The sequence below is a fragment of the Rhizobium ecuadorense genome (assembly GCF_001187535.1).
GTDB lineage: Bacteria > Pseudomonadota > Alphaproteobacteria > Rhizobiales > Rhizobiaceae > Rhizobium > Rhizobium ecuadorense.
The window spans coordinates 1-242 of record NZ_LFIO01000993.1 but is presented as its reverse complement, the minus strand read 5'-3'; the positions used below and the strand labels follow the sequence as shown (position 1 = coordinate 242).

At 55.4% G+C, this 242-nt stretch carries 1 protein-coding gene; it reads right to left on the bottom strand.

Annotation, left to right across the window (positions count from 1 at the left end):
• Nucleotides 1-10: 10 nt before the first annotated feature.
• On the bottom strand, nt 11-232 hold the full coding sequence (locus tag AF337_RS18350) for a hypothetical protein (protein WP_018448461.1): 222 nt from the start codon (nt 230-232) through the stop codon (nt 11-13).
• Nucleotides 233-242 lie beyond the last annotated feature (10 nt).

Below are 242 nucleotides of genomic sequence, written 5' to 3'. Positions count from 1 at the left end.
GCTTTAAGCCTCAATATTGTCGAGCATCGAATTCTTCAATCGTTTCGGGGTCCTGCTTATATTCCCATTGCACACCGTTCAGCCGGCGCCAGATTTGTCCCGATGGGTTTCGGGCGGCGCCGTCGACGAGTGGCACCGGAAAGAGTGCCTCGTGCTTGTGCCAGAGCGTGACGTCAGTGACGTTGGCCTGCTTGGGTTTCCGGAACAGGTTGAAAAGGAGTGCGAAGTCCATTGGCCGATTT

Coding starts and splice junctions, on each gene's coding strand:
- AF337_RS18350 (WP_018448461.1), bottom strand. CDS start 232: ATGGACTTCGCACTCCTTTTCAACCTGTTCCGGAAACCCAAGCAGGCC.